Genomic DNA, 25,378 nt, shown 5'->3' with positions numbered 1-25,378 from the left:
CTCCTGGGGGAAGGTCAGGAACGGTTCACACGGGCGGCGGACGGCGGCATGCCGTACCGGGCCGCGAATAGTCGGCGCAGGTGGCGGGCGTCGCGGAACCCGCAGCGGACCGCCACGGCCTCCACGCCGAAATCCGTCTCGGCGAGCAGCGCCGCGGCCCGTTCCAGGCGCAGCCGCTGCTGGTACTCCAGCGGGCTGATGCCGATCGCGGCGCTGAACGCCTTGCTCAGGCCGCGCGGGGACAGATGCGCGACAGCGGCCAGTTCGGCGAGCGTGTGCGCGGAGTCCAGGTGCTGCGCGAGGTGGTCCTGGACCCGGTGGACGGCCGGATGCAGGTGGGACCGGTACCGCAGGAACGGGCTGATCTGCGCGGCGGACCCGTCCCTGCGCATGTAGATGACGAGCTCCCGGGCGACGGCGGCGGTGAGCGCGGGACCGTGGTCGCGTTCGACCAGCGAGAGCGCGAGGTCGATCCCCGCCGAGATCCCGGCGCTGGTGCTCACCGGACCGTCGTGGACGTACAGGACCTTCTGCTGGACGCGGGCCGCCGGGTAGCGCAGCCGCATCGCCTCGACCAGGGACCAGTGAGTGGTGCACCGGCGCCCGTCCAGCAGCCCGGCCTCGCCGAGCGCCGCCGCGCCGCTGCACACCGACGCGATCCTGGCCCCGTTCTCGTACGCCTCTCGCAGCCACCGCGTGACCGTGCCGGACACCAGCGGCGCTTCCGGGCGCGCCGACGTGAGCCGCGGGCCCGGCACCAGGACGAGGTCGCCAGGCGCGATCTCCGGCAGGCCGTCGAGCCCCGCGAGCCTCAGCCCCTGCGCGGACGTCGCGTCCGTCTCGTCGCCGACGAACCGCAGCCGGTACCCGGCGCCCAGGCTCGCCGCCGCGTCGAACACCTGCACCGGGCCGCCGAGGTCCAGCAGGTTCACCCGCGGCAGCACCAGCACCAGCACCAGCCCGGTGGCCTTCTGTCGCCCGTTCACGTGACCAGGCTAGGTCGCGTCGCCCGCTGCCAGGGAGGGCTGCAGGTACTGGACACCGGACGGATCAGGCACTCCCCCGCCACGAGACGCCGACGCGGGACGCGTACGCGCGCGCCTTCGCCGTGCGGACGGCCGCCGACAGCGTCTCGATGTCGTACGCGCCGTGGTGCCGCCGCCCATTGACGAAGAACGTCGGCGTCCCGGACACCCCGCTGAGGTCGGCCGACTCGAGGTCCTCCTCGATCCGCCTGGTGCCCGCGTGCTCCTCGATGTGGGCGAGGAACCGCTCGACGTCGAGCCCGAGGTTCTCGGCGTAGCCGGCCAGGTCGGTGATCAGCAGGTCGCCCTGGTGTTCCAGCAGCACGTCGTGCATCTCCCAGAACGCCCCCTGCGCGGCCGCCGCCTCCGCGGCCTCGGCGGCGAGCCGCGCGGAAGGGTGCACGTCGTGCAGCGGGAGGTGCCGCCAGACGTAGCGCAGGTCGCCGAAGTCGGCGAGCAGCTCCCGGACGATCGGCTCGGCCTGGCCGCAGTAGGGGCACTCGAAGTCGCCGTACTCGACCAGGGTGACCGGCGCGTCCTCCGGCCCGCGCAGGTGGTCGCGGCGGGGGTCGACGGGCGCGCTGAGGTCGACGATGCTCTCGGCGGTGCCGAGCAGCGCCCGGACCTTGACCGGCTTCGGAAGCATGGCGGTCACGCGGCCGACCACCCAGGTCAGCACGCACGCCAGCAGCGCCGCGGCGAGCACGCCGAACTTGGCCTCCTCGAGTCGCTCTCCCTGGAAGGCCAGGGTGGCGATCAGCAGGGACACGGTGAAGCCGATCCCGGCGATCGTGCCGCCGCCCGCGACGGCCGCCCAGCCGACCGGCGGCCGCACCCGTCCGCGGGTCAGCCGGCTGACGAGCCACGTCGCGCCGACGATGCCGACCGGCTTGCCGAGGACGTACGCGGCGAGGATGCCGAGGGTGATCGGCGAGGTGAAGGCCCGTTCGAGGAAGCCGCCGCTGATCGGGATCCCGGCGTTCGCCAGCGCGAACAGCGGCACGATGACGTAGCTGGACCACGGGTGGTAGAGCTGGAGCAGCCGGTGGTTCGGCGAGATCGCCTGGGCCACCCCGGCGCTGGCCGAGCGGGCGAGTTCGGCGGTCGGCTGCTCGCGGAACAGCCGGAACAGGTCCGAGGCCCGTTCCAGGTCCCCGCGCGTCGCGGGCGAGGCGTAGGTCAGCAGGCCCATGGCGAGGCCGATCACGACCGGTTCGACGCCGGACATGAACAGCGCGACCCAGGCACCGACGCCGAGGATCACGTAGACGGAGCCGTTGCGCACGCGGGTGAACTTGACCAGCAGCGTCAGCGCGAAGATCACCAGTGCGGCGAAGAGCGCGGGCCCCGAGACGTGCTCGCTGTAGAAGATCGTGATGACGGCCAGCGCGACCAGGTCGTCCACGACCGTGACGGTCAGCATGTACGTGTGCGCGCGGGCGGGCAGGCGGGACGCGACCAGCGCCAGCATGCCGAGGGCGAACGCCGTGTCGGTCGACATCGCCGCGCCCCAGCCGTGCGCCGACGGCCGTCCCGCGTTGAACAGCAGGTAGATCACGACCGGCACGACCATGCCGCCGATGCCCGCGACCACCGGCAGCAGGAGCCGGCGGCGGTCGCGCAGCTCCCCCATGTCGAACTCGCGCCGCGCCTCCAGCCCGACGACGAAGAAGAAGAACGTCATCAGCCCGGAGTTCACCCAGTGCCGCAGGTCCATCGCGACGCCGGACCCGCCGAACCGGATGGACAGGTCCGTGCTCCACAGGGCCTCGTACGAGCGGGCGTCCACGTTGGCCCAGGCCAGCGCGGCGACCGTGGCGGCGAGCAGGATCGCGGCGCTGCCCGTCTCGGTACGCAGGAACTCGCGCAGGGGCGTGTCGAATCGTCGCGCCCATGCGGTCCGTCCGGAGAGGGGGGCTGCGGCTTGCCGAAATTCCGTCACGTCTCAATCTGACGTCGAGCGGCGGCGGCGCATTCCCGCGGCCCGGCACGCCCCAACCTGGCGGCGACGCCGAGCGCCTCCGTACGAAAGGCCCCGCATCGGCGAGATCCGGGCGGGAGCCGCGGCGGGGACGGGGATTTCGGTTGAGGTCCCCTACCTGCCGTTACGGGCGGAGGCCAGTCCCGGGGGCGCCAGGGCGAGGGCCTTCTGGATGGCCTCGATCAGGGCCAGGGCCGACTCCTCGGTCAGTTCGACCGCGACCCGCGCCGAGGGGCCTTCGTCCGGGTTGGTGAAGTCGATGTTCACCGTGTGCTCGTGGCACGCGTGGTAGGGGTGGTCGACGTAGACGAGGCCCTCGCGGACCGTGAACCAGCCCGACCCGCCCTTGCCGGCGCCGTCCAGCGCGATCTTCTCGGTGACGTAGGTGCACATACCGGTCTCCTTCTCAGGTGGCGGCGGCTCAGGCGGCGAGGTGGCGGCCGTAGAACGCGAAGATCTTCTTCCAGCCCTCCACCGCGGCGGCCGGGCGGTACGCGGGGCGGTCGACGGAGAAGAACGCGTGGCCCGCGCCCGGGAACGTGTGGAACTCGTGCTCCTTGCCCAGCTTGTCCAGCTCGGCGGACAGCACCGCCACCTCGTCCGGAGCCGGGTGGGAGTCGTCGGCGCCGAACAGGCCGAGCAGCGGGCAGGACAGGCCGGGGGCCTTCGAGAGCAGCGGCTTCACCTTGAGCGGGAACTGCGCGGGCGGGTCGTTCACGACGAACGCCCCGTAGCAGTCCACCGCCGCGTCGACGTCGAGCGAACAGGCCACCAGGAAGGTCTGCCGTCCCCCGGAGCAGTACCCGATCACGCCGATCTTCCCGTTGGCGTGGTCGAGGGAGTTGAGGTACCCGGCAGCCCCCGCGACGTCGCCGACGACCTGCTCGTCCGGCACACCGCCCTTCGCCCGGGCGGCGGCGGCCTGGTCGTCCGGACTGACGCCGGCCCCCTCCCGCGAGTAAAGATTCGGGCATATCGCAGCGTATCCATTCGCCGCGAACCGGCGGACGATCTCCTTGTGGGCCTCGTCGTACCCCGGCATGTGGTGGATCACCACGACACCCCCGCGCGGCCGATCGTCCAGCGGCCTGGCGAGATACGCCTCCAGCTCGGCCTGCTCGTATCCCGGGATCGTGACCGTTCCGGCCCACATCGCGTCGCCCATATCTCTCCCTCTCACAGCGCAGGAGGCAATTCTGTCCCCAGTACACACCTCCGCACGCGCTGCCCCTGACCTCACAGGTAACGCGAAGCGCCCGTTCACCGTGACGACAGCGGCCTCCGCGAACGCCCATCAGTCCACGTCCGCGGCGCACCCCCGCAGGGCGTCGAATCAGTTGATGGACGGGGAGGCGTACCGCACGTTGAGCTGTGATTCTCGAACGACGTCACCAATCGCAAAAGCTGCCATGCTAGCGTGATCACCTCCGTATTCGCTCGTTACGGATATTCGATGACCACCCCCCCGGCAGTCAGGCTCGCGCACGTGAAGATCACTCGTTGGATGGCGGGCGGCATGACCGTGGCCGCCTCGGCAGCCCTCACCTTGGTGTCCGCCGGTCCCGCGCAGGCCTTTCCCCAGGGCGCCTGCGGGAATTCGTACCGCAAAGTGGCCACCTATCCCATCGCGACGGGCGCGAAGGACGGGAATTCGTACGGCACCGTCACGCTGTACCAGAGCCCCACGGCGCACAGGAAGTGCGTGATAGCCCGGTTGGCGGACCGCTACGTCGGGAAGTCGAGCTATTTGTACGTCGCTCTCTACGTGGACAAGAACAGGAACAGAAAGTACGACGGCCCTGACATAGGAATCGCCGACGGCAGCCCGAAGTACAAGTGGTTCGCGGGCCCGGTGTACGCCCCCGCCGAAGGCCTCTGCGTCCAGTTCACCGGAGCGATCAGAATCGGCTCCCAGCCCGTCGTCCACGGAGGCACCCCAGAAGACACGTGGAAATATTGCGGCTAGTGCGGTGACCACTTACCTTCGCCGTGCCTTTCCACGCGCTCACCGCGTGGCTTTTCCACGGCGGGGCGCCGCGTCGGCGGGAAGGCGCACGGCGAATCCGGCGCCGCCGTACGGCGGCCAACCCGGTGAACGTTCGTAGTCACAGCACTAGACGAGCCGGCGCGTGCGCCGAATGTCGAGCGACGGCGAGGCCCGGGGGAAGACGTGCCCCTGATCCGGCGTAGGGGCTTTCACCTCGCCATCGCTCCAGTCCAAGGGGGCGGTCGCTGGTAAGTGGGCTGATCGCCTAGGCTTTCGGCGACGGTCCAGGCGGCCACCAGCGCCGAGATCGACGAGCGCGTCGCCGCTCGCATACAGCGGCAATCCATCCTCTACCGTGATCGACCGCCCCTGGTAGCGGCCTTGATCGACGAGGCCGTGATACGGCGGCCCTTGGGGGACGCGGAAGTCATGCACGCGCAGCTCAAGCACTTGTGCGAAGTGGCGCAACTACCTCAGGTGAGCATACAGATCGTGCCGTACTCGGCCCGGGCGATGTGCGGTCTCCTCGGAGGGTTCATCATCGCCGAGCGAGCCGGAGTACCACAGGCGGCCTACATCGAGTCCCAACCCAAGGGCCGCACCGTGGACGACCGCAACGTCATCGCCGAACTTCTCCGCCGTTACGACGCCATAAGAGCCGAGGCGCTACCGTCTAGGCAGTCCCTCCAGCTCATAAAGGAAGCGGTGAACCTCAGTGGCTCATGACCTTCAGGGCGCACGGTGGCGCAAGAGCACGTACAGCGGTGGCGACGGAGGTAACTGCGTCGAGGTCGCGTCGAATCTGCCCGGACTCGTCGCGGTCAGAGACAGCAAGATCCCAACCGGCCCCGCCCTGGGCTTCACCTCAAGCGCATGGTCCACGTTCATGACCGGCCTCAAACTCGGCGCACTGAACGCCTGACCCCTCCAACCTGCACGTAGCCGACCACAATGCGGGAGAGCCCTCGCTCAATCCGCAGGGCTCTCCCCGCAGCGCGGTCTGTGGCAGGCGGCCAAGCAGGACAACGATCTCCCCTCTTTACGCCGAACTCCGTACCCGTGGCGCCGGTGGACGACCCCCGTCCATCCTGTAACGCCCTCTGGCCCCCGAGCCCGAACGCCGTTGGAGAGGCTCCTCACCGGGAACCGTCCGTCCCGGGATCACCCGAACTCGCCGGGGAATCCCGGGACGGGACGTGGCTGGTTCGGGATGTGCGACCAAAACGGCTGGTGTGGCCTGCGGGGATACGACAGATTTGTTCCATGGAACGCCAGTTCATCAGCCACCTTGCCCATCGAGACCATCCCATCGCCGCTCCGGTGTCCGGCGCGCATGTGACCCGGCTGTTGCGCCGGGCCCGGCTGCCCGAGGGAGCGAGGATCCTGGACCTCGGCTGCGGTGAGGCGGCCTGGACGCTGCGCGCGCTGGCACTCTATGAGGACGCGACCGCCGACGGCGTCGACATCTCCGCCGACGGGCTCAAGGCGGCCGAGGGATATGCCGACGCCCAGGGCGTCTGGGAGCGCATCCGGCTACACGAAATGCCGGCCGCCGACTTCCCGGTGGCCGAGCGGTACGACCTGGTGCTCTGCGTCGGGGCGACGCACGCGTTCGGCGGACTCGGCCCCACCGTCGACCACGTACGGCGCTACCTGAGGCCGAACGGTCTGGCGCTCATCGGCGAGGGGTTCTGGGAGCACGATCCGACGCCGGAGGCGCTCACCCGGCTCGGCGCCGAACCGTCGGAGTTCCTCGACCTGCCAGGTACCGTCGCCGCCGCCGAATCCGCCGGTTTCGACACGGTCTATGCGTACACCAGCGACCAGTCCGAATGGGACGACTACGAATGGTCCTGGACGGGAACGCTCCTGCGCTGGGCCAATGAGAACCCCGGCCCGGACGCCGCCGCAGCGCGCGCGGCCGCCCTGGAGCACCGCGCGATGTGGCTGCACGGCTACCGAGGAATCCTCGGCTTCGTCACCCTCCTACTCCAACGAACCGGCTGACCCTCGGCCACGCGCCCTTCGTATAACGGTCGCGTGTAAGACGAACCGACCGACGCGGAGGCCCGGCCGGTTCCGATCACTCAGGCTCCAGGGTCGGAGGTGCTGAGGCGGAGCCTCTGTCTTGGGGTTTGGGCGGGATCCGGAGAAGAACGCGTCAGCGCTTCCCGCGAAAGCAGTATTTTTAGCGTATTCGCGAGCCCCTCCTTGTGTGACCATCAGCGACACGACAAGGAGGGGTTGCTCTATGAAGGGCAAAGCACGAAAACTCGTATTAGCCGCGATCACCTCGGTGACCGCCGTACTCGGGTTGACGCTCCCGGCCAGTCCGGCGGCCGACGCGCAATCCGCTCTGCAGGTATATCGCGGCACGGCCACCGTGGTGGTCGACTCCTATGACTACTGTGGGGGTTCCTTCGGAGGGGAGCACCGGTTCATCGGCACCAGCCGGTACAAGGCGGCCGCCAGGTTCGTCACCGGTCCGCGTAAGACCGCCGCCGGCCGTGTCGAGCGCAACCCCTTCTACTGGGAGTTGTACGTGGGGAACATCGGGCAGGTCGGGTCGTTCCAGTTCGGCTCGGCCACCATCGTCACGACGTCGGGCCGCGACATCGGCGGCAACCCGCGCGACCCAAGGCTGCTGCTCGGCTACTGGGTCACCGGCCGATCGGGAACCTCCTGGTCCGGCAAGCTGGTCGACAGCCACCGCGCGGAGGGGGCCACGTTCAACCACTTCTACGGGGAGAAGGCCATCGTCCCCTGCCGCAACCTCGGCTCGACCCGGTTCGTCTACGCTGTCAACGCCGGGGCGACGGTCTCGGGCCGAGTGAGCTCGGGCGGCGCGGCGTTCACCATCCGCGGCTCCACCTACGGCGACAACTACCAATTCCGCATCACGTTCAGCTAACCACGACCGAGGTGCGCCAGAGCCGCCTTCCCGTGATCACTCGCGGGACCTCCCCACCCGGCCACCGCACCAGCCCCGAACCGATCGAGCCCTCGGACCAGCACCGCCGTGGCGGCGCTGGTCCGTATCTGAACCGGCTCTGGCGCTGCGGGCGGGCCGTACAAACCACTCCGCGCTCGGCCTCGCCGACCGGTGCTACGTACTCCAGCCCGTAGCGTTCGCGGGGAGAGCACCGGACCACCGCACGGCGCCTCGACCATTCACGGAAAGGTCCCGCTCGAGGTAGCGGTCCACCTCGGGCGATAACTGTCGTCACTGCAGCATCCAGATTCCTCTGCCCCGGGCAGGTCAGCGCCCACACTTGGGACCATGGACTTCGATGACGATGCCTGGGCCGGCACTGAGGAACCCCTCGATGAGCCGCAGCTGCCTCGGCACCTCGCCGCTCTGGCCAGCGCCCTACAAGGGCCAGCAGATCTCGGCGTCCACCATGACCGGTAGCTCACCTATCCTCACCACGAGGAGTCCGACGGAGCGATCATCGCGTGATCCTCTGCGACACAGGCCCCCTCGCTGTGGCGTTCAACAGGGCAGATAGGGATCACGCCCGCGATGACCGTGTCGATCTGTTCGCCGGTCTTCAGCCGCGCAGTTTGCGGAGTCGCTGCGCCAGGTCGGGGATGTCCTCCAACTCCCCCGTCGTTACGGCGATGACCACTCTTTCGGCCTCGTCCACGTCCTGGTACTCCAGGATCTCCCCGTGGTCCTCCAGAAAGGCGACGGCCGCCGACCAGCCGAGCCGCTTGTTGCCGTCCACCAGCGGGTGCCCGATCAGGATGCTCTGCATCAGGGCAGCCGCCTTTCCCCACAAATCCGGATAGGCGTCGTCTCCGAATACGGTGGTCTGCGGGCGGAGCACCGCGGCATGCAGTTGGCCACCGTCGCGGAGACGGACCTCCGGCAGCACCGCCTCGGCCAGCGCGAGCAGGTCCTCAGTGGTCGGATAGACGGTCATCGGGCGAGCCGCTCGAGCAGCTCCCAGTCTCGCTCCGCGATCTTCCGCCCCATGGCCTGGTAGCGCTCGCGCCTCCGCCGGGCGATGTACTCCTCGATGGCGAGCACCATCGCCGAGTTGACGCTCTGGGCGTCCCCACTGGCGATCTTCTTGATCTGCTCGTACGTCTCATCCGGCAGCCGAAGCCGTGTCTCAGCCATACCACCGACGGTACCACTTTTTGGTACCACCTCCCGGCGGCTCGGAGGCAGGGGGCGTCCCGGCCGACGAGGGGAGACAACGCCGGGTTCGCCCATTTGCGATCCTTGCGAAACAACTGCAGTAGCTCACCGTAGATCTGATGGCCTAGCGTCGGTTTGACCGGTACTCAGCCCATAGATCAACAGCCTGCTGTAGATCAAGAGTGGCGACGTCCTCGCGAGACATCCCCGCCGTGTATATGAGGCGGTCCGCGAGCCAGTCCGGCACCGGTTCCCGGGGAGGCGGTTGATCGACGCGGATGTGATCGGCCATAGCGCCCAGACGTTCGATGAGCTCCGCGAGTCGCACTACTTCGGGACGCCCCTTTCCAGCGGCCCGGACCCTGGCCGTGGCCTCCGCGTCGGCTCTTTCGCCAACAGCCGATACTTCGCAAATCTCGATCGACTTGTCGTCAGCGATGCGGTAGACGACCCGCCAGGTGTTGCGCCCCACCACGAGCTTGCGGAACCCCGTCAGCTCTCCGCCCAAGGGGTAGCCGGCCTCGGAATTGTCGAGCAGAAGGAGGATCTTCTTGAGAACCTTCGGCGCGGCATCGGGACCGATTCGCCGTAGGTCATCGACCGCCGGGGCGGTGAAGACGACATCGGACATGCCTACTCGTCATCCGGCATCGCGGCCAGTGACTCCCGCGTCTGCCCGAAGGCGCCAAGCACGTCATCGAGCGTGATCCGCTCACCCGTGTCCGTGACCGAGCGCGCGAGCACCAGAGCCAAGTCCCGAAGGTCAGCCGCGGCTTCCTCCAGCTCTTCCAGGCGACGAATGCTGACCACCGCCGCCACCGGTTGGTGTCGGCGGGTCACCACCAGGTCGGTTCCCTTCTCCGCGTCGGCGACCAGGCGCGCTACTCCGCGCTGGGCGGCTTCAGTGACGCTCAGTTCGGTGGCATCATGCAGAACCGTCATACACCTAACTATACATGTCACTATACAGATACCGAACGTGATGACAGAAGTTCCTGGCCTTGACATCCCGGGGCGGAGGCGCCCTCCAGGTGAGGGCGGGCTCACGGATCACGCTTCGCTGGCGGTGAGGCCGACCGCGCAGGCTACGCCGGTGCCTACCAACGTGTATCTATGTGCCCCATGCGACGAGCAGCGATCTACTGCCGGATCAGCCAGGACCGCGAAGGCGCAGGATCAGGTGTCGCCCGCCAGGAAACCGACTGCCGAGCCCTGGTCGAACGCAAAGGGTGGACCGTCGTGGACGTCTACCCCGACAACGACGTCAGCGACTACTCCGGAGCCCCGCGCCCCGCCTGGAAACGTCTGCTGGCCGACATCGAAGGCGGAGCCGTCGACGCCATCGTCTGCTGGCACGTCGACCGGCTGACCCGCTCCCCGCGCGAACTGGAAGACGTGATCGACCTGGCCGACCGCCACGGCGTCGAACTGGCCACCGTCACCGGGGAGATCGACCTCGCCGCCCCGACCGGACGCCTGATCGCCCGGATGCTGGGAGCCGCCGCCCGCCACGAGGCCGGACACAAAGCCGAAGCGGCGTGTTCAGCGCGCTCCTGGTTTGTCTGGCAATCGCACGACGGCTGTACCGGATTGGGACTCGCCGAACCCCCAGCCTGCAACAAGGGAGCAGCCGACCGCTTCCAGGACATCGGTCCACGGCCAGTAGTCGGTGCCGCAGTAGAAGCCGCCCTCGCTGCGCGCGTCGTCCTCGGTGAGGCAGAGCATGCGGAGATGGTCGCGGAGCGCGGGATGCGTGACCGCGCTCAGCCTTTCTTCCCAGGGTTCGTCGGCGGAGCAGGCGCCATCCATGTCGTGAATCGACACCAGGTGTTCGGGGCCACGCTCGGTGAACGTAGCGGCCCGCATCGCATCGGTGAGAGTGCCATCGGTGGCGACGCGCAGCAGCACGGTCAGCCAGCCGTTCAGTTTCTTGGATTCCTTGTTGGTCAGGTCGACGCCATGGCGGCCCAGGAGCGGTCCCAACTCCGCGCCGTGCACCAGCACTTCACCGGCTTCATCGACCGAGGAGACGGTCCGCAGGTCGGCGACGAAGGTGTCGTCGAACGGCCGGGGGCCCTTGTGCCCGCCGTCGCCCCACGGCCCCGTTCCTGCCAGGAGTTCGGCATCGAAGCGGAACAGCGACTCGCTCAGGTTGAACTGCCATGTCCAAGGGGAGAAGGGGTACTCACCGTCCGAATCCGGAAGGTGCCTCGGCTCCCGACCTGACAGCGCGTCAGGGATGGCCCAGGGATTCGGGAACAGGAACTCGTCGAGGGGGTCCGAGGCGTAATACACCCCGTATCTGGCGGCGGGGTCGACGGTCGGCTTTCCACCGAGCAGTATCTCGAAGGCACTGGCCAGCGCGGCACCCCACCCGCTGAGGTCAGTCGCCGGGTCCGTCTCGGGTGTCACCATGAGCACTCCTTCATGCCGTGTCGCGTGGGTTGACGCAAGATACCGGCCGCCATTGGCACTTCCCGGGGCCAATGGCGAAGCCCGCCGCAAAGGCGGACGTGATACTTCCAGACTCGTTGCTTATCGGCATCGGTAAAACTACGCAACACGGATCCTGGGTTCGAAAACGCGCACTAAACCCGACATCGGCCTGTTCGAGATCGCTGCTCGACGATGTGGCATGGACCTTGCTGGTGGGGGATGGATGGTCGGGGACCATCTGGTCGCCGACATTGGTGGGGGACGGGCCGCCGGTCTCCGTACGATCTGGATTGACCGGGGAAGGTACTCCCCGTCGACTCCTGGCGCAGGTCACCAGACAGCCCTTGGCTGATCTTCTTCCCTAGACACGAAGACGATCAGCCAAGGGCTGTCTCATAGGTCACTCGGGGTCGCCCCAGGGGACCCACAGGTTAAGGATCAAGTCAGCGGACGATGCCCTGGCTGTCCTTGCCGTCGCCGTCCCAGTCGCCGATCACGGGCAGGTCGCCGGCGTCGCCGTAGCTGACAAGGTGGGTGGTCTCGGTCGCCGAGGTGACCGGACTGGTACGCATGTAGAACCCGCTACCCATGCGGACACCGACGTTGTCCTTACCGTCACCGTCCCAATCACCCACGAACGGCACCGCACCCGAGTCGCCGTACAAGAACGTGTACTCGGCCTGACCGGTGGCGGGATGGTTGCTGATGAAGAATCGACCCGACGCCGGGTCGTAGGCACTGACGGTGTCCTTGCCATCACCGTCCCAGTCACCCGCCAGCGGGATCATGGGAGCGTCGCCGTAGGCCACCGACTGCGTGGTCTCGGTCGCCGAGGTGACCGGGCTGGTACGCATGTAGAACCCGTTGCCCATCCGGACACCGACGTTGTCCTTGCCGTCACCGTCCCAATCACCCACGAACGGCACCGCACCGGGGTCGCCGTACACGAACGTGTACTCGGCCTGACCGCCGGCCGGGTTGTTACTGATGAAGAAACGACCCGAAGTAGGGTCGTAGGCACTGACGGTGTCCTTGCCGTCACCATCCCAGTCACCCGTGATGGGCACCATCGGGCTATTGCCGAAATGGATCACCGGCCGAGTGGCAACGGTGGAGTTCTGATCGTCGGTCAGATAGAAGTCCAGCACCCCCAAGTCGCCAGAGCCGTTCCACAGGGCGTTGACGAGCAGTTGGGCGTCGTGGACCTCGCGGCCGTAGGCGTCCGGAACCGCCGAGACCTGTACCTTCTGGCAGATGGCGCCGATGTCCCCGCTCATCCATGAGTTGTTGGGGAACTTGCGCAGCATGGCGTTGATGAACGCGTTGGTGGCGTACACCGGGTCGGTCAGCTGGGCCGGGGTACCCCATCCCTGGGAAGGGCGCTGCTGGAACAGTCCCAGGCTGTCGTGGTCGGCGGCGACCGTGTAGTTGTGCAGGGTGCTCTCGGTGATCGCCGTGGTCACGGCGATCACCGCCGCCCGCTTGTCCAGCCCGCGGCCTTTGACGGTGCGGGTGATGATCCGGGCGCACGACACGTTGTAGGCGTTCACACTCCGTCCCAGGCGCGGGCCGTTCATGGACGGCCTCACCTGGTTGGCGACCGCGCCGTCGGCCGCGGTCTCCCCGCCCGGTACGCACGCCGCGTAAGCCAGCGCGGCCGAGAGCTCCGCGGACACCGGAGGGCCGGCGGGACCAGGAACGGGAGGCGTGGGTCCGAGTCCGGCAGCCTGGGCCGTGGTCGCCCCGGCGGCGGAGGCGAGGAGTCCGCCGACGAGAGCGGTAAGCGCGATCAGAGGTCGGACGACGAAAGAACGGGGGCGCCGGGGAAGGGTGTTCATGGTCTTCTCCTGGAGGGATGTGATGGCCCTGTCTCCAGCCGTCGGGAGACAGGGCGCAGGGAGAGTGAGAAGGGGAGGGCAGCCGGATGTCGTGCTCGGATGTCTTCTCCGGCCGAGATCCGGCTCGAAGAGCCTTGGTGGCCCTAAGTCACGGGGATGTCAGCGGACGATGCCCTGGCTGTCCTTGCCGTCGCCGTCCCAGTCGCCGATCACGGGCAGGTCGCCGGCGTCGCCGTAGCTGACAAGGTGGGTGGTCTCGGTCGCCGAGGTGACCGGGCTGGTACGCATGTAGAACCCGCTACCCATCCGAACGCCGACGTTGTCCTTACCGTCACCGTCCCAATCACCCACGAACGGCACCGCACCGGAGTCGCCGTACAAGAACGTGTACTCGGCCTGACCGGTGGCGGGATGGTTACTGATGAAGAAACGACCCGACGCCGGGTCGTAGGCACTGACGGTGTCCTTGCCATCACCATCCCAGTCACCCGCCAGCGGGATCATGGGAGCGTCGCCGTAGGCCACCGACTGCGTGGTCTCGGTCGCCGAGGTGACCGGGCTGGTACGCATGAAGAACCCATTGCCCATCCGGACACCGACGTTGTCCTTGCCGTCACCGTCCCAATCACCCACGAACGGCACCGCACCGGGGTCGCCGTACACGAACGTGTACTCGGCCTGACCACCGGCCGGGTTGTTACTGATGAAGAAACGACCCGAAGTAGGGTCGTAGGCACTGACAGTGTCCTTGCCGTCACCATCCCAGTCACCCGAGATGGGCACCATCGGGCTATTGCCGAAATGGATCACCGGCCGAGTGGCAACGGTGGAGTTCTGATCGTCGGTCAGATAGAAGTCCAGCACCCCCAGATCCGAACCACCCACCCCGCCCACGGGGGCGGAGTAGCCGACGATGTCGATATTGGTGCGGGAGTAACTGTTCTCCTTGATGCGATTGCTGCTGTTTCCTTCGATGGTGTAGACGGTGCTGCTGGTCGCCGACTTGACGATCCCGACGTGGTCGATGGTGCCGTTCTGGTCCCAGTCGAAGACGAGGGAGTCGCCCGGCTGGGGTGTGTAGCCACTGGCGCGGGTGTGCCAGGTGCCGTGCTTCGTGCCGTAGTCCTTGAAGGAACTGGCCCAGCCGGTGAGCACGCCTCCGCTGGTCTCGGGCACATCGGCGTACGGCACGCCGGCGTTCTTCCACACGTACTTGGAGAAGTCGGCGCACCAGTCGCTCTGGCGCCACTGAACTCCGTCTGTGGAGGGGCAACCGGATGCGGGCTTCCAGTTTCGGAAGTAGCCGGTGTAGTAGTTGCACCCGCTTCCCGCCGGCTGCTCGTGGTTGCGCGATGAGTTGTTGAGCTGGCTTTGCGCGACCGAGACGATGGTGTTGCGGGACACGGCAGCGGCCGGCGTCGCGGTGGCGGCGATCAATCCCGATCCCAGGACGGTCGCGGTGGTCAGCCCGGCGCCGAGGCGTCGGACGAATCGCGGGCCGCTGTGTGCTCCTATCCGGGCAACCTTCTTGCTCATGGGCGTGCCTTTCTCCGGGGGTCCTGGTCGACCTCTGCGAGAAAGGCTGCTTTCCGGCGCTCCAAATTTCCTGTAATAGTGCTCCAGCGTCATCTATAGAAGCCGGGACGACGCCGGCAGGCGGAAGCCGTCGCCCGTGCCCATTAGGCCTGGTGAGTTGGAGAGGCTCCCTGCTCGTGCGCTGCGCCATCGAGCCATCACGTCGCGCGACAACGGCTGGAGACCGATCCTGGGCCCGACCTGGAGATATGGAGACGGAAGTCCGCCAATGGGTTCCGCTTGAGAAGCCCGGCTCCTATCATTGCCTTACTTCGTCACGTCGGCCCCCACAGGGGGATTGTTGGAGTTTCGTCTGCTCGGGCCGGTCGAAGCATGGCACAGTGCGCGCCGCCTACCGCTGGGGGGCCCGAAACCCCGTGCTCTCCTGGCCGCTCTGCTGCTGAGCCCCGGCAGGGTGGTCTCCAGCGATCGCCTGGTGGACATCCTTTGGGGGCAGGAACCGCCGGGAAGTGCCCACGCGCTCATCCAGACCTACGTTTACGGGCTGCGCCGCGGACTTGCCGCGATCGGCGAGACGCCCGTGATCGAGACCCGGCCGCCCGGTTACGTGGCCCGCCCCCGACCCGGGCAAGTGGACTTGGAGACTTTCGAGCAACTGGTCGCGGACGGCCGACGACATGCCGCCGACAGTCGCCACGATTCCGCCGCCAGGGATCTGCGAGCGGCATTGACGTTGTGGAGAGGAGCCGCCCTCGGAGGGCTGGGCCTCGCACTGCGCGCCGAAGCGGAGCGGCTCGAGGAGACGCGCTTGTCCGTCCTTGAGGAGCGAGTCGACGCCGAACTCGCGCTGGGCAAGGAAGCGGAGATGATCGGCGAGCTCACCGAGCTGGTGAGGAGCCACCCAACTCGCGAGCGCCTCCGCGCACAGCTCATGAAGGCCATGTACAGGCTGGGTCGCCAGGTGGACGCGATAAGCGTCTATCACGAGGGCCGTCAGACGTTGGCAGACGAGTTGGGCGTCGATCCCGGCCCGGAGCTACGGCAGTTGTACGAGGCGATGCTGCGAGCGGATTCGTCGCTGCTTCCGTCTGCGGCGCAACGGGTGGCCGAGTGTGTCGACGTCGCCGAGCCCGTGCCTGCGGAGGAACCCGTACGCCGGGCCGGACCGGAGGTCCAGGAACCCGTACGCCGGGCCGGACCGGATGTCGTTCCGAGCCATCTCCCGCGAGGTATAGCCGATTTCACAGGGCGGGACAAGCAGCTCAGCGAGCTCACCGCCATCCTCACCACGCCCAGCGACACTGTGACGGTGTGTGTCATCTCTGGCAAGGGCGGAGTGGGCAAGTCCGCGCTCGCGGTGAAGGCGGCGCACCACGTAGCCGAGGCGTTCCCCGACGGCCAGCTGTACGCCGACCTGCGTGGCGTCACCGAGTCGCCCGCGCCGCCTCTGGAGGTGCTGGGACGGTTTCTCCGAGCCCTCGGCGTCCAGCCGGCTGCGATCCCGGACACGCTTCAGGAAAGGGTCGACACCTATCGGAGCCTCCTGGCGGGCCGCCGACTGCTCGTCGTCCTCGACGACGCGGGCACCGAACAGCAGGTTCGCCCAGTGTTGCCGGGCAGCCATACCTGCGCGGTGTTGATCACAGCCCGTCGAAGGCTGGTGGGCCTGGACGGGATGAGCCTGAGCGATCTCGGTGTGCTCGACACGCAGGGGGCCGTCGACCTGCTGGCCCGCATCGCGGGACGCGAGCGCGTCTATGCCGAGCACGATGCCGCCGAGCGCATCGTCCGTCTATGCGGCCACCTGCCGCTGGCGCTTCGTACAGCGGGCGCGCGACTTGCCGCCCGCCCGCACTGGTCGCTCGCGACGCTGGCCACGCGTCTCGGCGACGAACGCCGCCGGCTCGACGAACTCACCGCCGGCGACCTGGAGGTGCGGGCGAGCGTAGGGCTGAGCTATCGAGGGCTCGACGACATGGCGAAAAAGGCGTTCCGCCGGCTCGGGCTGCTGGGAGTGCCCGACTTCACGTCATGGGTCGTGGGGGCGCTCCTGGACGTGGCAGAGGTGACAGGTGAGGAGATCATCGAGCGGTTGATGGACGCCCAGCTCCTCGACCACGTCGCTGTCGACGCCGCCGGCCAGAGCCGTTACCGGCTGCACGACCTGCTGCGCGTGTACGCGGCCGAGCGAGCAGAGGCGGAGGAACCGGCCGAGGAACGCGCCGCGGCGATGACTCGAGCGCTTGGTGGATGGCTGTGGCTGATCACGCATGCCGCCGCCGCGAGCCCTTCGGGCGCGCTTCCGTTACGCCGCGACTACGCCACGGCTCGGCCCATCGGCTTGGAAGTGTCGGAGCGGGTGGCCGACGACATGACGGCGTGGTTCGACGCCGAGGCTTCGGCGCTCGTCGTAGCCGTGGAACGGGCCGCCACGATGGATCTCCACGAGGTGACGTGCGAGGTGGCCGCCGCACTGTGTCCTTCGTCATTCTCCGTGGACACGCGATTCGAGGAGTGGCAACGCACCCACGAATCGGCATTGGACGCCGCCAGGCGGGCTGGAAACCTATTGGGTGAAGCGACCTTGCTGGTGGGGCTCGGCCAGCTGCGCCAGCGACAGGACCGCTATCCGGAGGCGCGGGCGTTCTTCCGCCAAGCGCTTCCGCTCCTGCGGGAGGGCGGGGACACCCATGGGGAAACTGTGGCCATCGCCGGAATCGGCGCCGCCTGCCGAGAACAGGGAGATTTCGCGCAGGCATTGGTCCACCTCCGGCACGCGGGTGCCGCCTTCGAATCGCTCGGCGACGACGCCGGTATCGGCTACGTTAACCGGCTGGCCGGGTCGGTGATGCTCGAAACGGGTGACTTCGAGGCCGCGTCGTCACTTCTGAACGCGGCGTTGGCCGCTTTCCGGCGGTTGGGCAGCAAGCGGGGTGAAGGCCTCACGTTGCGGTCGATCGCACTGGTCCACCGAGGCTTGGGCGACCTCGAGCAGGCGGAGGCGCTGTGCGTGCAGGCGGCCGCTCTGCTGCGTGAGGCGGGTGATCCGCTCATGGAGGCATACGCGGTTCAGGCCCTTGCCAAGATTCGGATCCGGCTCGGGGGCGATGTCCCGGTTCTGCCCGACCTCGTCGAAGCCTTGAGCGTGTGCGAGCAGCACGGCGACCGGTTCGGGGTCGGACTCATCCAGCGCACCATCGGAGAACTGCACTTGGCCCGCGGGCGGCACGACCTTGCCGAGGCCCATCTCAACCGGTCCATCGTGATGTGGGACGGGCTGGAACTTCCGCTGTTCCGCGCGCGTACGATGCGTGACCTGGCGTCCGTTCGCGAAGCGGTCGGAGACGAGAAGACCGCCGAGTCCCTCCGGGTTACCGCCCTCGGCATTTTCGCCGAATTCGGCACACGCGAGTACGGCGAGCTCGGCGGTCAACGGGACGGCTCGGTCGGCTGAATCGCCAACGACCCGCTTGGTGCGTTCTTGTAGGGAACTTATAGAGCATAGGCCGAACCTGGGGGAGATCTATCCGCCGTTACGAGCGCGCCCAACCGGCGGGCTCGTGGCGGCGACCTTCTTTTCAGTCCCAGGAGAACAACGTGCCGGAAATCGTGCTCATGTCCGACCCTCGTGTGTCCGCGATCCCTGTCGAGGACCGGGGAGAGCCGCTTGTGGACCTGCGTTCGATCCCGGATCTGCTCCTGGATCAGCGCCTCGCCGATTCCGACGGCGCGTACGCCCATATTCGCCAAGGACATGTCGGCCGGCTCTTGCGAGCTCAGGAACGGCTGCCGGAAGACCTGCGTCTGCTGATCACCGAGGGTTACCGGCCGCTGGCATTGCAGAAACAGTATTTCTCGGCATACGCGGCAAAGCTGAGCGACGCCAATCCTGACTGGTCCGAGGAACACGTCTACGTGCAGGCAAGTCGCTCCCTTTCCCCACCCCACATCGGCCCTCATGTCTGCGGCGCCGCCGTAGATCTCACCCTGTGCACACGGGACGGCCAGGAGCTGGACATGGGGACGGAAGTCAACGCCAGTCCCGAAGAAAGCGAAAACGCCTGCTACACGGCTGCGGAAAACATCTCCGCTCAGGCCAGGGACAACCGGATGATCCTTAACGAGGCTCTTGAGGAAGCAGGATTCATCAACTACCCCACCGAATGGTGGCACTGGTCATACGGCGACCGCTACTGGGCCCTGCTCACCGGAGCCCAGGCGGCCCTCCACGGCCAGATCGACTGGCCTCCAAGGGCGAGCGGCACCACGGTGCTTCCAGGCGCCTAGCGGACACGGACGACTCCAATCGGACACGCGACGCCCGTGCCCCGAGGCCGCAGTAGCCGTTGGGGAGCTTGTACAGCTACTGCTTGGTGGTAGCACTGCGCTTCATGCGGCAATCGGGACCAAGGGCCCAACGGCACCGCCCCCATGGCGGGACGTCACCACGACCAGCGTAGCGTTCGGGAAATACCCACTCTCCGCACGCAACGGAGGTAGGGTTTTTTCCGAACGCCAAGGGGACTGGAGACCTGATGGAGGAGAGGCCACAGCCTCGGACCGGGACCCCATCCGGACCGCGCGTTCACGCAGTTCGACGGAGTACTTCCTCGGGGGTGCCATAGCCCTCACCCTTCCAGGTATCAGGGCCTCCAACCAACCCGGGGCGCTCCATGACGTTGGTGCCCCGAGGCCGCAGTAGCCGTTTGGCACCTTAAACAAGTATTGCTGGTGGTAGCGGTCTGCTTCCGGCAGTAATTCGTAGACCAGGCCCAAGGCCGTGGCTTGCCGGATTACCCGTCAGTCTTCAGGCGCCGGTGTCCTTCGGGTGACGAGGCGATGCGTAGATCACCCAGACAGTTCGAGTGAGATCATCAATGGCGTAGCGGACGCGCCCGCCGCTGGTGACCTCGAATTCCCACTGCTCAAGGTCTTGTCCGTTATGACGATGAGTCGCGAGGTCGCCGCGTAGGCGGTGCTGACGCTCATGATCTGCCCGCGAGCGTGGATCGGTGCGTAGCAGTTCGAAGCAGCGGCGCGTGTTGGCCAAGGCGTGACGGCACAGTTCCTCCCAGCCCTTGACCGCGTCGCTGGTACCGAACCGGACATCCCACTCACCGTCCGGAGGTGGGACCGTCACCCGGTCTCCACGCTTCGGACTCACGCCGAAACCTCGACCGGTCCGAAGTCGCCGCTCGTAGCCGTACGGGCCTGGGCATAGTCGGCGGGGTCGGCCTTGATGCGAGCGGTTGCCCGCCAACCGGTGATGACCTCCTGGAGGGTGACATCAACATCAAGTTCCGCCGCATCGGACAGCGCCTCGACCAGTTCGAGGGTGAAGGCACGTAGCTCGGCAGAGGTGAGGTGGCGGACCCAGGGAAAGACCTCGGGCATGGCGATGACCAAGGAGCGAGCAGTCGGATCATGCTTGATGAGGGCCAGGAACAGGCGAGATGCCGTAGCCAGCGTCTGCTCGCGCCGTTCCTCTCTATCTGCTGCGGTCAGGTAGAAATCCGGGGCATCGCGGTGAGTAACCCGCACTCGACCGAGCCGTGTGGCGCGTTCGGCCACGGCTCGAGGGTTCCTCGACAGATCCGAGAACGTCACGGCGTCGACATTGCTAGCGCTCACCTCACCATCGTAAATCAGAACACATTCTGAGACGCGGTGAACCGGCGTGGGCGGAGGGTCCAGGCTACGTGTCGGCTGAACCACTCAGACGCTTACGACCCAGACCCTTTACCGCACAGCGTGCGAACAGGCTCACGCGAGTGCCACAGTCACTGTCGTGACCTTGATGGACGTACTCGTCGACTTCGCCCGGACCGGTCGGATCGGGCTACTTCGCTGCGGGATGACCCTGGCCGAGGCCGAAGATCTCCTCGGCCCAGGACGTCCGCACCCCGCCATCCTCATGAAGGGGCCCGATATTGACGGCTACCCCTACTCCTGGGACGGACTGCGGCTGGAAGTCACCCAGCAGGTCGTCAGCGGCCTCTGGATCAACCTCTGGCCCGGCTCGACCACGAAACTCCCGAGGCGTCCACGTGGGGACGATGGCACCTCACCCGCTAACGGGAGAGCTTCGTCAGGCTTCACCGGACGTCAGCCCAACCGGGCAGACCACACCCGTTCCAACGAGCGTGTATCTATGTGACCCATGCGGAGAGCTGCGATCTACTGCCGGATCAGCCAGGACCGCGCGGGCGCTGGACTCGGCGTCGCCCGCCAGGAAGCCGACTGCCGGGCGATGACCGAGCGCCGAGGCTGGCAGGTAGCGGACGTCTACTCCGACAATGACGTCAGCGCGTACTCGGGAAGCCCCCGCCCCGCCTGGCGACGACTGCTCAGCGACATCGAGGCCGGCACGGTCGATGCGATTGTCTGCTGGCACGTCGACAGACTGACACGATCCCCGCGCGAACTCGAAGACGTCATCGACCTGGCCGACCGGCGCGGCATCGAACTCGCCACCGTGACCGGAGAGATCGACCTGGCCACCCCGACCGGCCGCCTGATCGCCCGCATGCTCGGAGCCGCCGCCCGCCACGAGGCCGAGCACAAAGCCGAAAGGCAAAAGCGCCAGCGACGCCAGAACGCCGAAGCCGGCAAGGTATCCGGCGGTGGAATGCGCCCCTACGGCTACGCAGACGACCGGATAACCGTCTTCGAAGAAGAAGCCCAGGTGATCCGCGAGGCCGCCCGCCGGGTGCTGGCCGGCGAATCACTGGCCAGCGTCTGCAAGGACTTCGAGCAGCGGGACGTGAAGACCCCTTCCGGCCGTCACTGGATCCCCACCACATTGCGCCGCCTGCTCGCGTCCGCCCGGATCAGTGGCCGAAGAGAGCACACGCCACGCAGCAGCTTCCACACCACCCGCCCTTTGCTGGGTGAGATCGTCGCCGACGCCGTCTGGCCCGCGATCATCACCCCCGTCGACTCCGACCGGCTACGTGTACTGCTCAGCGATCCCACCCGCGACTACCGCCGCCAGGCCGCCACCGGACGCTCCTACCTTCTGTCCGGCATCCTGCGCTGCGGACGATGCGGGCACCGGATGAACGGCCGCCCCCGGCAAGGTGTCCCCCGGTACGTCTGCCCCAACGTCCCCGGCAGCGGCTCCTGCGGCGGTGTCGCCAGCAACACCGCCCGCACCGACGACCACATCCGCGACATGCTGCTGACCGCACTCGACTCCCCCGCCCTCGCCGAACGCATCCGCCACCAGGACGGCGACGACGACAACCTCGCCGAGGCCATCCGCGCCGACGAGGGACTCCTCGAAGAACTCGCCCAGGCATGGGCCACCCGCGAGATCACCCGCAGAGAATGGATGGCCGCCTGCGCCCCAATCGAACTGCACTGAACAAGAACAGGGCACAACTGGCCGGCCTCTCCCGAACCTCGCCCCTGATCCCCTTCATCGGCACCGCTCAAGACATGCTCACCAGGTGGCAGGCCATGAACGTCTCCCAGCGACGCGCCATCGTCGCCGCGGTCATTCGCTCCATCACCGTCGCCACCGCCAACCCACGCAAGAAGTGGGACCCCGACCGGTTCACCATCGAATGGATCGCCTAAGCGGCAGCATCCAAGAGCACCGGCTCGTCCCCGCCGACGAGCCGGAACACCGACGCCACCCGCTCCAACACCGCCAGATCCTCAACCACCGGCGCAAGCCCCTGCGCCGCCCGAGATGCCGCCACCCGCGCCCGCATCTCGTCATTCACCCACACCCGCCACCAGGCAGCCACCCCACACGACGCCCACCCCACGGCACCGCGCTCCCAGATCCTCCCTCCGCTGCATGCTCGCCTCCCCTCTCGCCCCTTTCCATCGATGACGAGACCAAGAATGCGACCAACACCCAGAACCAGGACACCACACAGCCGGACACCACCAAGACGTCCAAGAAATCCCTGCTGAGACAGGACGTCCCCAGTCGTACTCAACACCGCTCCACCGGCCAGCGAGCGGAACACCGACCACCACACGTACAACCAGCGAAGATGCGAACCGGCCAAGATCGAAAGTAACTTATCTGTACATGTATGAAAGGCGGCCCGCTGCGCGGCCCGCCGGGCGCGCCGGTCGGCAAGCGTGCCCGGCTGCGGCTCTTCGGCCGGTCCGGGCACGCACCGCCCCGCGCGCCCGAGGCCCGACAGCAGCAGCCAGTAAGACGATGAGAGCCGCTTCCTCCCCTCCTCCGGTCCTCGTCATGCCGCCTGGGCGCCGGCCACCTGGTACCTGTCCCGGCAGCGACCGTCACGGAGATCGCTCGACTGCGGCATGTCGAGATCATCCCGTTCTCGATGGCCTCCAATGAGTTCCCGTCGTCGTGGCTGAGCTAGGGCTGGGCCATCACACCGGTACAGGTTGCGATCGCGCTGTGGCTGGTCACCGCACGGGGTTGAGGGCGATCGAAGGTCCTTTCGTCGGCACGAAGATCATCGTCTACACCAGAGCCGGAGGAACCCCCTCTGCGTTCAGGTAGAAATCTGATAGTGAGTATCTCGGATATGCCTCCGTCATGTACGCTTCCTGCACCCATAGGTGTGTCAGGCGAGACGCCAGCAGCAAAGCCTTTGGAATGGCAGCCTGACGGAATTCGTACATCTTGTCGTAGAAGTCGTCGTCGTCCTCATCTTGATCTTCGTCCGACGGAGTGAGGTTTACCTCGCTTATCTCGCTTGATAAGGCATCTTCATCACTTCCGCGTCGTAACGACGAGTCGTAGATGTCGAATACCGTTACAACTTCGCCGTCAACCGCGTATACAAAACTGGCGATATCATCCGATGTAAGCGACACTGCTGCGATAGTGGTATCCGTGGACAAGATTCCAACAACGCTCTGTAGCATGCCAGCGTAGCCGGCGCGCTCGACAAGGAGCACCCCTCCATTCACAGTATGGAGCGCCGCGACGAACGGCCCTCCCGATGTTTGCATACTTCCAGAATCCACAGGAGCGTTCAGCCCTAGCCTTTCTCGGATGCTCTCTTCACTGACCCCCGTTACAAAGATAACGCTGAACCCTGATATCCATAGGCCCGAGAAATGATCCGCGGTGATCCAAGAATACTTATCGATGGCCATGGTCAAGTACCTCCTAACGAACTCCTAGGCTACAACCGATAGACCGTACTCCTCGACGACGTCCCGCGGCTAGCCCTGGAAGGGAGATCAGTCTCGGGCTCGCCAGCATCGATTCATATCGCCGCCGGCGATGATAATTCCCTTGGAATGAGGGACGCGGGCTCCGAGGGATACTTGAGCCCGCGTCACTGCCTACCTGTTACGGTTGTGTCACCCCACGGGGGGATCCCAGGTTCTCACCCAGAATTCATCGCCGTCCAATACGTGGTCGTTCGAGTAGAACACGTCTAGTACGGCCGTACCCCACAACTGGTTTTCGGGACCAGGAATTACCCATACAGAGTAGTTGTCCTTAAATTTTTTGGTCGCCTGGTCCCTTTGGGCTGAGCCCTCCCGCGTGGACTGGAAGGGGAATTCATCGCAGTTCCCTACAGGTCCGGCCTGCCCCTGCGGACTTCTATGCGCGATCGAATAGTCTGCCGAGAAGTTTTTCCCCCATATTCTCTTGCAGGTTCTGTAGGATCTACCGTTGTTACGTGCCTTCATTTGCTGGTCGGCCGTACGGGTCAGCCTGGAGTTCAACGAGCCTCCAGGTATGCGCTTCCCGGCTATTGGCGGCTGCGTTGCCTCCGGATAGTGCAAGGCGAACCAGATGTGCCATACCTGGTTATCGTATCCTGTATTTTTGGCGATGGTGAGATGCGGGATAACCCAGGGGAAAACGCACCCGCCACCCCAACTGATATAGGACGCACTGTCACAACGAACGGTTTGCCAGGAATCGGAAACGTAACCTTTGACCGTCTGGCTGTCCGGCATAGAGGCCCAGATCTTAATGAGGCAGTAGTCGCGCCATTCTCCCGTGGTTCCCGGGGGCGGAGCAGGGGTAGGCGGAGGAGATGTAAAGATACCACCGCTCGCAACGCCGTCCAGCTTCCATTGTAAGAATGTCTGCTCCTTTTTGTTATTGGAGGCGTCCGGCTTGCAGTTAGCCTGGCGATCAGGTGACGTCTGATCTGTGGTGGATGAGACTCCCACCTTCATCCTGGCGCTCCATAGGCTGGTGACGTAGCCCTCGGTCGACCAGTCATCGAGTACCACCGAGTACACGAACGACCTACGATTACGATTCAGTTCGCCGATAACGGTGTATCTGAACTGGATGTAGCCAATGTACTTGCCGGTCGTCGTGTTGAAGTTCCAATACCTCCAGTAACCCCAATAGCAGGAGTTGTAGCAGGGCCCCGGCGTTCTTGAGTTCTGATGCGGTATGGCGCGGTTGAGGTTTCGGCAGGTGGCATACGAAAGAGCGCGACTTCTGGTGATCTTTCA

General features: G+C 66.5%; 24 protein-coding genes and 2 pseudogenes. 11 read left to right on the top strand and 15 right to left on the bottom strand.

Annotated features, from left to right (window positions below):
• Positions 1-14: 14 nt before the first annotated feature.
• From AB0M95_RS17555 to AB0M95_RS17540, 4 genes are all read right to left on the bottom strand, one after another.
• Positions 15-986: a helix-turn-helix domain-containing protein gene (locus AB0M95_RS17555; protein WP_363765256.1), complete on the bottom strand. Its 972-nt coding sequence runs from the start codon at positions 984-986 to the stop codon at positions 15-17.
• Positions 987-1,050: 64 nt separating this feature from the next.
• On the bottom strand, positions 1,051-2,967 hold the full coding sequence (gene nhaA, locus AB0M95_RS17550) for a Na+/H+ antiporter NhaA (RefSeq protein WP_363765253.1): 1,917 nt from the start codon (positions 2,965-2,967) through the stop codon (positions 1,051-1,053).
• A 153-nt stretch (positions 2,968-3,120) separates the two neighbouring features.
• Entirely contained in the window at positions 3,121-3,399 is a 279-nt protein-coding gene (locus AB0M95_RS17545) for a DUF6295 family protein (RefSeq protein WP_358517022.1), read from the bottom strand.
• 28 nt (positions 3,400-3,427) lie between these two features.
• Positions 3,428-4,171, bottom strand: coding sequence for a dienelactone hydrolase family protein (locus tag AB0M95_RS17540; protein ID WP_363765250.1), 744 nt, complete (start codon positions 4,169-4,171; stop codon positions 3,428-3,430).
• 321 nt (positions 4,172-4,492) lie between these two features.
• Here AB0M95_RS17540 and AB0M95_RS17535 point away from each other — a divergent pair, with 321 nt between their 5' ends.
• The 5 genes and pseudogenes from AB0M95_RS17535 (at position 4,493) to AB0M95_RS17515 (ending at position 7,904) form a co-directional block, all read left to right on the top strand.
• The gene (locus tag AB0M95_RS17535; protein WP_363765247.1) at positions 4,493-4,972 is read left to right on the top strand and encodes a hypothetical protein; all 480 of its coding nucleotides are present in this window, start codon (positions 4,493-4,495) and stop codon (positions 4,970-4,972) included.
• A 318-nt stretch (positions 4,973-5,290) separates the two neighbouring features.
• Positions 5,291-5,719: pseudogene (locus AB0M95_RS17530) on the top strand (DUF5753 domain-containing protein); the annotation flags it as partial.
• The gene (locus AB0M95_RS17525) at positions 5,709-5,915 is read left to right on the top strand and encodes a DUF397 domain-containing protein (RefSeq protein ID WP_363765244.1); all 207 of its coding nucleotides are present in this window, start codon (positions 5,709-5,711) and stop codon (positions 5,913-5,915) included. The pseudogene AB0M95_RS17530 and the gene AB0M95_RS17525, both read left to right, overlap by 11 nt.
• A gap of 341 nt (positions 5,916-6,256) precedes the next feature.
• Complete coding sequence (locus AB0M95_RS17520) at positions 6,257-7,000, top strand: class I SAM-dependent methyltransferase (protein ID WP_363765241.1); 744 nt, start codon at positions 6,257-6,259, stop codon at positions 6,998-7,000.
• 244 nt (positions 7,001-7,244) lie between these two features.
• The gene (locus AB0M95_RS17515; protein WP_363765238.1) at positions 7,245-7,904 is read left to right on the top strand and encodes a hypothetical protein; all 660 of its coding nucleotides are present in this window, start codon (positions 7,245-7,247) and stop codon (positions 7,902-7,904) included.
• A 640-nt stretch (positions 7,905-8,544) separates the two neighbouring features.
• Here AB0M95_RS17515 and AB0M95_RS17510 read toward each other — a convergent pair.
• The 4 genes from AB0M95_RS17510 to AB0M95_RS17495 all read right to left on the bottom strand — a co-directional run bounded on the left by AB0M95_RS17510 (position 8,545) and on the right by AB0M95_RS17495 (position 10,082).
• Entirely contained in the window at positions 8,545-8,919 is a 375-nt protein-coding gene (locus AB0M95_RS17510) for a Fic family protein (protein WP_363765235.1), read from the bottom strand.
• Complete coding sequence (locus AB0M95_RS17505) at positions 8,916-9,119, bottom strand: Arc family DNA-binding protein (RefSeq protein ID WP_363765232.1); 204 nt, start codon at positions 9,117-9,119, stop codon at positions 8,916-8,918. Before AB0M95_RS17505 ends, AB0M95_RS17510 begins: the two co-directional genes overlap by 4 nt.
• 145 nt (positions 9,120-9,264) lie before the next feature.
• A complete protein-coding gene (locus AB0M95_RS17500; RefSeq protein ID WP_363765229.1) occupies positions 9,265-9,771 on the bottom strand; it encodes a type II toxin-antitoxin system RelE/ParE family toxin in 507 nt (168 codons plus the stop codon).
• 2 nt (positions 9,772-9,773) lie between these two features.
• Positions 9,774-10,082 (bottom strand): type II toxin-antitoxin system prevent-host-death family antitoxin, encoded by a 309-nt coding sequence (locus AB0M95_RS17495; RefSeq protein ID WP_363765226.1) that lies wholly within the window; start codon positions 10,080-10,082, stop codon positions 9,774-9,776.
• A 171-nt stretch (positions 10,083-10,253) separates the two neighbouring features.
• Between AB0M95_RS17495 and AB0M95_RS17490 the strand changes: the two are divergent.
• A pseudogene (locus tag AB0M95_RS17490) lies at positions 10,254-10,613 on the top strand (recombinase family protein); the annotation flags it as partial.
• Between the two features lie 69 nt (positions 10,614-10,682).
• Here AB0M95_RS17490 and AB0M95_RS17485 read toward each other — a convergent pair.
• The gene (locus AB0M95_RS17485) at positions 10,683-11,555 is read right to left on the bottom strand and encodes a hypothetical protein (protein WP_363765466.1); all 873 of its coding nucleotides are present in this window, start codon (positions 11,553-11,555) and stop codon (positions 10,683-10,685) included.
• A gap of 151 nt (positions 11,556-11,706) precedes the next feature.
• Here AB0M95_RS17485 and AB0M95_RS17480 point away from each other — a divergent pair, with 151 nt between their 5' ends.
• Entirely contained in the window at positions 11,707-11,928 is a 222-nt protein-coding gene (locus AB0M95_RS17480) for an HAD hydrolase-like protein (RefSeq protein WP_363765460.1), read from the top strand.
• 91 nt (positions 11,929-12,019) lie between these two features.
• Here the strand turns inward: AB0M95_RS17480 and AB0M95_RS17475 are convergent, their stop codons facing one another.
• Together AB0M95_RS17475 and AB0M95_RS17470 are read right to left on the bottom strand one after the other, a co-directional pair.
• Positions 12,020-13,414 carry a hypothetical protein gene (locus tag AB0M95_RS17475; protein ID WP_363765223.1) on the bottom strand — a complete coding sequence of 465 codons (1,395 nt, stop codon included), beginning with the start codon at positions 13,412-13,414 and terminating at the stop codon, positions 12,020-12,022.
• Positions 13,415-13,573: 159 nt separating this feature from the next.
• Positions 13,574-15,043 carry a CHAP domain-containing protein gene (locus tag AB0M95_RS17470; protein ID WP_363765220.1) on the bottom strand — a complete coding sequence of 490 codons (1,470 nt, stop codon included), beginning with the start codon at positions 15,041-15,043 and terminating at the stop codon, positions 13,574-13,576.
• A 208-nt stretch (positions 15,044-15,251) separates the two neighbouring features.
• Here AB0M95_RS17470 and AB0M95_RS17465 point away from each other — a divergent pair, with 208 nt between their 5' ends.
• On the top strand, positions 15,252-18,404 hold the full coding sequence (locus AB0M95_RS17465; protein WP_363765217.1) for a BTAD domain-containing putative transcriptional regulator: 3,153 nt from the start codon (positions 15,252-15,254) through the stop codon (positions 18,402-18,404).
• Positions 18,405-18,547: 143 nt separating this feature from the next.
• The gene (locus AB0M95_RS17460; RefSeq protein ID WP_363765214.1) at positions 18,548-19,237 is read left to right on the top strand and encodes a M15 family metallopeptidase; all 690 of its coding nucleotides are present in this window, start codon (positions 18,548-18,550) and stop codon (positions 19,235-19,237) included.
• A 520-nt stretch (positions 19,238-19,757) separates the two neighbouring features.
• On the opposite strand, the gene AB0M95_RS17455 is transcribed toward AB0M95_RS17460, so the two are convergent.
• The gene (locus tag AB0M95_RS17455; RefSeq protein WP_363765211.1) at positions 19,758-20,090 is read right to left on the bottom strand and encodes a hypothetical protein; all 333 of its coding nucleotides are present in this window, start codon (positions 20,088-20,090) and stop codon (positions 19,758-19,760) included.
• Between the two features lie 20 nt (positions 20,091-20,110).
• Positions 20,111-20,581 carry a hypothetical protein gene (locus AB0M95_RS17450; protein ID WP_363765208.1) on the bottom strand — a complete coding sequence of 157 codons (471 nt, stop codon included), beginning with the start codon at positions 20,579-20,581 and terminating at the stop codon, positions 20,111-20,113.
• Positions 20,582-21,110: 529 nt separating this feature from the next.
• Here AB0M95_RS17450 and AB0M95_RS17445 point away from each other — a divergent pair.
• Both AB0M95_RS17445 and AB0M95_RS17440 read left to right on the top strand, forming a co-directional pair.
• On the top strand, positions 21,111-22,316 hold the full coding sequence (locus AB0M95_RS17445) for a recombinase family protein (RefSeq protein WP_363765205.1): 1,206 nt from the start codon (positions 21,111-21,113) through the stop codon (positions 22,314-22,316).
• Between the two features lie 74 nt (positions 22,317-22,390).
• Positions 22,391-22,531 carry a hypothetical protein gene (locus AB0M95_RS17440; RefSeq protein ID WP_363765202.1) on the top strand — a complete coding sequence of 47 codons (141 nt, stop codon included), beginning with the start codon at positions 22,391-22,393 and terminating at the stop codon, positions 22,529-22,531.
• Here AB0M95_RS17440 and AB0M95_RS17435 read toward each other — a convergent pair.
• On the bottom strand, positions 22,528-22,680 hold the full coding sequence (locus AB0M95_RS17435) for a hypothetical protein (RefSeq protein ID WP_363765199.1): 153 nt from the start codon (positions 22,678-22,680) through the stop codon (positions 22,528-22,530). The two genes, AB0M95_RS17440 and AB0M95_RS17435, sit on opposite strands and share 4 nt — an antisense overlap.
• Positions 22,681-23,404: 724 nt before the next feature.
• Positions 23,405-24,046 carry a DUF6461 domain-containing protein gene (locus AB0M95_RS17430; RefSeq protein ID WP_363765196.1) on the bottom strand — a complete coding sequence of 214 codons (642 nt, stop codon included), beginning with the start codon at positions 24,044-24,046 and terminating at the stop codon, positions 23,405-23,407.
• Positions 24,047-25,378 lie beyond the last annotated feature (1,332 nt).

The organism is Sphaerisporangium sp. NPDC051017 (genome assembly GCF_040683095.1).
Taxonomy (GTDB): Bacteria; Actinomycetota; Actinomycetes; order Streptosporangiales; family Streptosporangiaceae; genus Sphaerisporangium.
This window is presented reverse-complemented; position numbering and strand designations above follow the sequence as displayed.

Coding starts and splice junctions, on each gene's coding strand:
- AB0M95_RS17545 (WP_358517022.1), bottom strand. CDS start 3,399: ATGTGCACCTACGTCACCGAGAAGATCGCGCTGGACGGCGCCGGCAAG.
- AB0M95_RS17540 (WP_363765250.1), bottom strand. CDS start 4,171: ATGGGCGACGCGATGTGGGCCGGAACGGTCACGATCCCGGGATACGAG.
- AB0M95_RS17520 (WP_363765241.1), top strand. CDS start 6,257: ATGGAACGCCAGTTCATCAGCCACCTTGCCCATCGAGACCATCCCATC.
- AB0M95_RS17515 (WP_363765238.1), top strand. CDS start 7,245: ATGAAGGGCAAAGCACGAAAACTCGTATTAGCCGCGATCACCTCGGTG.
- AB0M95_RS17510 (WP_363765235.1), bottom strand. CDS start 8,919: ATGACCGTCTATCCGACCACTGAGGACCTGCTCGCGCTGGCCGAGGCG.
- AB0M95_RS17505 (WP_363765232.1), bottom strand. CDS start 9,119: ATGGCTGAGACACGGCTTCGGCTGCCGGATGAGACGTACGAGCAGATC.
- AB0M95_RS17500 (WP_363765229.1), bottom strand. CDS start 9,771: ATGTCCGATGTCGTCTTCACCGCCCCGGCGGTCGATGACCTACGGCGA.
- AB0M95_RS17495 (WP_363765226.1), bottom strand. CDS start 10,082: ATGACGGTTCTGCATGATGCCACCGAACTGAGCGTCACTGAAGCCGCC.
- AB0M95_RS17485 (WP_363765466.1), bottom strand. CDS start 11,555: ATGGTGACACCCGAGACGGACCCGGCGACTGACCTCAGCGGGTGGGGT.
- AB0M95_RS17475 (WP_363765223.1), bottom strand. CDS start 13,414: ATGAACACCCTTCCCCGGCGCCCCCGTTCTTTCGTCGTCCGACCTCTG.
- AB0M95_RS17470 (WP_363765220.1), bottom strand. CDS start 15,043: ATGACGCTGGAGCACTATTACAGGAAATTTGGAGCGCCGGAAAGCAGC.
- AB0M95_RS17445 (WP_363765205.1), top strand. CDS start 21,111: ATGCGGAGAGCTGCGATCTACTGCCGGATCAGCCAGGACCGCGCGGGC.
- AB0M95_RS17440 (WP_363765202.1), top strand. CDS start 22,391: ATGCTCACCAGGTGGCAGGCCATGAACGTCTCCCAGCGACGCGCCATC.
- AB0M95_RS17430 (WP_363765196.1), bottom strand. CDS start 24,046: ATGGCCATCGATAAGTATTCTTGGATCACCGCGGATCATTTCTCGGGC.